3 protein-coding genes are annotated in these 3,382 nt (G+C 65.8%); all 3 read left to right on the top strand.

Going from position 1 to position 3,382, the window contains the following annotated elements:
* Positions 1 to 1,794 (top strand): FUSC family protein (locus ACLP25_RS11740; RefSeq protein ID WP_442469377.1); only part of this gene is annotated, 1,794 nt, incomplete at its 5' end.
* Positions 1,794 to 1,994 (top strand): DUF1656 domain-containing protein, encoded by a 201-nt coding sequence (locus ACLP25_RS11745; RefSeq protein ID WP_442469379.1) that lies wholly within the window; start codon positions 1,794 to 1,796, stop codon positions 1,992 to 1,994. The genes ACLP25_RS11740 and ACLP25_RS11745, both read left to right, overlap by 1 nt.
* A gap of 11 nt (positions 1,995 to 2,005) precedes the next feature.
* Positions 2,006 to 3,313: an efflux RND transporter periplasmic adaptor subunit gene (locus ACLP25_RS11750; RefSeq protein ID WP_442469378.1), complete on the top strand. Its 1,308-nt coding sequence runs from the start codon at positions 2,006 to 2,008 to the stop codon at positions 3,311 to 3,313.
* The last annotated feature ends 69 nt before the right edge of the window (positions 3,314 to 3,382 follow it).

Below are 3,382 nucleotides of genomic sequence, written 5' to 3' on the forward strand. Positions count from 1 at the left end.
GCCGTCGTCGCCGCACTGGCGGCCAGCTTCTGGCTGGAACTGGAGGCGCCGGCCTCCGCGGCCGTCACGGTCGCCATCCTGGCGGTCCCGACCCGCGGGGGCGCGTTGGACAAGGCCCGCTTTCGGCGGGCCGCAACGATCATCGGCGTCACGGCAGCCATCGTCATTGTCGCCTTGTTCTCCCAGACGCGCGATCTGATGCTCGCGGTCTTCGCCGCGTGGGTTGGTCTATGTGTGTGCGCCGCCGGGTTGCTCGACGGGAATCATGCGTATGCCGCGGTGCTCTCCGGTTATACAGTCGCGCTCATCGCCATCCAGCAGCTAGACGCGCCGGAGCACGTCTTCGAGTCCGGCATGGCGCGCGGCGCCGCGATCGCGGTCGGCGTCGCTGCGATCGCCGTGGTGAACGACCTACTGGCGGCGCCCGACAGCTTCCCGCAGCTGGCGTCCCAACTAGCCGCGCTCCATCGCCGCGTTCGCGACTATGCGAAGCCCGTTCTCAGGGATGAGGCGACCGACGCGGGGACTGCTGCGGGGCTGCTGCGCGACATCGCGGCGCTCCGCCCCGAGATCGCAAGCTTGGCCACGGAGTCAGCGAGCGGCTCGATCCGGCGCGCGGCAGCTCGTAGCACTGCCGTCGCGCTCGTAGCGGCGGTTCATGCCGCCCGCGCCCTGAAGGCAGTCGTCGCGGCAACCAATCCGGCCATGGACGATATGATCGCTGCGAGCGCGCACTCACCGGCATCGGCCTGGGCCTCGCGCGAGTCTCTTCGGCGAATCTCCGAGGTTCGCGAAGGACTTGCCGCGTTGAACGCCGGTCACCGACCCCTTTGCGTGTGGCGGATGCCGCTTTATCGATCGCGCGCCATCGCGGCGGCGGCGGGGTTGCGAGCCGCGGCCTGTCTGGTGCTGGCATCCGGCTTCTTCGTCCTGGCCGGATGGCCTTCAGCCGAGGTGTCTCTGTCGCTGGTCGCCCTTGTGATCGGGTTGGGCGCCGTGAGTCCGAATCCGCAAGGCTTCACCGTCGCAGCATTTATTGCGGCGCCGATCGCGGCGGTTCTGGCGGGGACTCTGGAATTTCTGATCCTCGACGGCGTCACGGAATTCCCATTGCTCGCACTCGCGCTCGCGCCCTTCGTGATCGGCGCAATGGTGGCGGCGACAAGGCCGCATCCCATGGTCGCGTCGCTCGGTCGGCTCAACCTGATCTTCATTCTCGTCATTCTATCCCCCAGCAACCCGCAGTCATACAATGCGAACTCGTTCCTGTTCGTCGTATTGTTCTTGTGCACTGGCATTGGCCTGCTGCTAGCGGCAGAGACCCTTATTCCGCCTGAATCGAACGAGCGGCGCCAACGCTGGATCATGGCGTCGGTGCGGCGCGACTTCGAGCTGGTGCTCTCTAAGCGCGATCGACGGCTGGCGCCGGAAGAGGCCATGTTCCGCGACGCCGCGCGGATCGGTCAGATCCCGGCGAGCGGGGCGAGCCATCGGGACAGCGCGGTTCTGGCGCAGGCCCTGTCGTATTTCGATCGCGCGGCTGCGATCCGACTCGGTCGCGACAGCGTGGCTCGGCTGGCCGAGACCTCCCTGTCGCACCTGGCGGCCGAGGCGGAGGAGGCGCTCGCGACGCAGGATACGCAGCGCCTCCGCGACGTGAGTCTCGCCCTGATGCATGTGGCCGGCGCCGGGAGCGCGCTCGCCGAAGAAATCAGCGGTGAGCTCACGCTCGCGGCCATCGTCATCGACGCCGCGAGACACGCGGCCTCGCCCGCCATGGAGGCCGTGTCGTGATGCACTCGTTTTCCGAGCTGGTCGTCGGCGACGTATTCGTCGCGCCATTCGTCGTCTACGCCGTGGCGGCGCTCGCTATCTTCTTCGCTCTTCGTCCGATTCTCCGCCTGTGCGGATTCGATAAGCTGTTCAGCAATCCGGCCGTGGCTCAGCTCAGCCTCTATGTGGCGATCCTCGGCCTGCTGACGGTCGCCTTTTAGGAGTGACGGTCATGTATGACGCCAAAGTCGTGGAGCAGACGGCTCCACAGGTCGAGCCCAGTCACCCTGCTCAAGAACCAGCGACGGGCGGCGTTACTGCCATGGAGCGTCAAACGCCCGATGTTCAGCCGGTCACAGTTGAGCCCCAACCGCACGAAACGCCGGGTCAGCGCACGCCTCTTGACGAACGCAGCTCGCAGCGTGGAGGAGGGCTTGCGCTTCGTTGGACGCTCGCCGGCTTCAAGCGGCTCGCGACACTGGCCATTGCGCTCGTCGCGATCGTCATGGCCCTGGTGACATGGGACTATTACGTTACGGCGCCGTGGACGCGAGACGGGCGCCTGCGCGTCCAAGTCGCGAGCATCGCGCCGCAGGTCTCCGGCCAGATCACAGAACTCCGGGTCGGCGACAATCAGTACGTTCACAAGGGCGACGTGCTCTACGTGATCGATCCGTTCGACTTCCAGGTGGCCCTGCACGAAGACAGGGCGCAGTTGCAGCAAAAGGCCGCCGATCTGCAGGTCAAACAGGTGCAATCGGAGCGGCGACAGCGGCTCTCAGATCTCGCGACCACCCCGGAGGAACAGCAGACCTATGCCGGCTCCGCGGTCCAAGCGAAAGCCGCGTTCGAAGCAGCGCAACAACAAGTGGCGCAAGCAGAGATCAATCTGCGTCGAACCCAGGTTCGCAGCCCGGTCAATGGCTATGTCACGAACCTCTTGATGCGGGTCGGCGATTTCGCCCACGAGGGAGCCGCCAATATCTCGGTCGTCGACACCGACAGCTATTGGATTGACGGGTACTTCGAGGAGACCAAGCTGGCGCGAGTCTGCATCGGCGATCGCATCGAAGCAAAACTGATGGGATACGCCGAGCCCATCCTCGGACACGTAGCCAGCGTGACGCGCGGCATCGGAGTGTCGGACGCCGCGGGCGGCGTGCAAGGACTGCCCAACGTCAACCCCGTCTTCACCTGGGTCCGTCTCGCGCAACGCGTGCCGATTCGCATCGCGATCGATCATGTTCCTCCGGGCGTTCCGCTTGTCTCCGGCTTGACCGCGACGGTGACAATCAAGGAGGAAGCCGTCGGCGCCCAAGGCCGATCCTGGCTCGAGCGCGCCATCGCGGAGGTTGCGACCCGACTGTCGGATGTCCTGATGAGTCCGCCTGCAAGGCCTGGATGCATTCCGGCGATGACGACCGAGCAAGCAACCCCGGAATCCCTTCCGGTGGACGCGGCAAAGTCGGCGGCCACCCCGGAAGAGATCAATCCCGGCCTCGCGCCGGGCATAGACAAATCTCCGAGGAACGGGAGCTGATCATGCGCAACGATATCCCCATCCACGACGCTGCCGCGTCAAGGCGCGTCCACGACTGGCAACCCAGCC

This window comes from Roseiarcus sp. (assembly GCF_052145395.1).
In the GTDB taxonomy this organism is placed as follows: Bacteria; Pseudomonadota; Alphaproteobacteria; order Rhizobiales; family Beijerinckiaceae; genus Roseiarcus.

What these genes read in the sequence shown, in the direction of transcription:
- ACLP25_RS11750 (WP_442469378.1), top strand. Translation starts at nt 2,006, where the DNA reads ATGTATGACGCCAAAGTCGTGGAGCAGACGGCTCCACAGGTCGAGCCC.
- ACLP25_RS11745 (WP_442469379.1), top strand. Translation starts at nt 1,794, where the DNA reads ATGCACTCGTTTTCCGAGCTGGTCGTCGGCGACGTATTCGTCGCGCCA.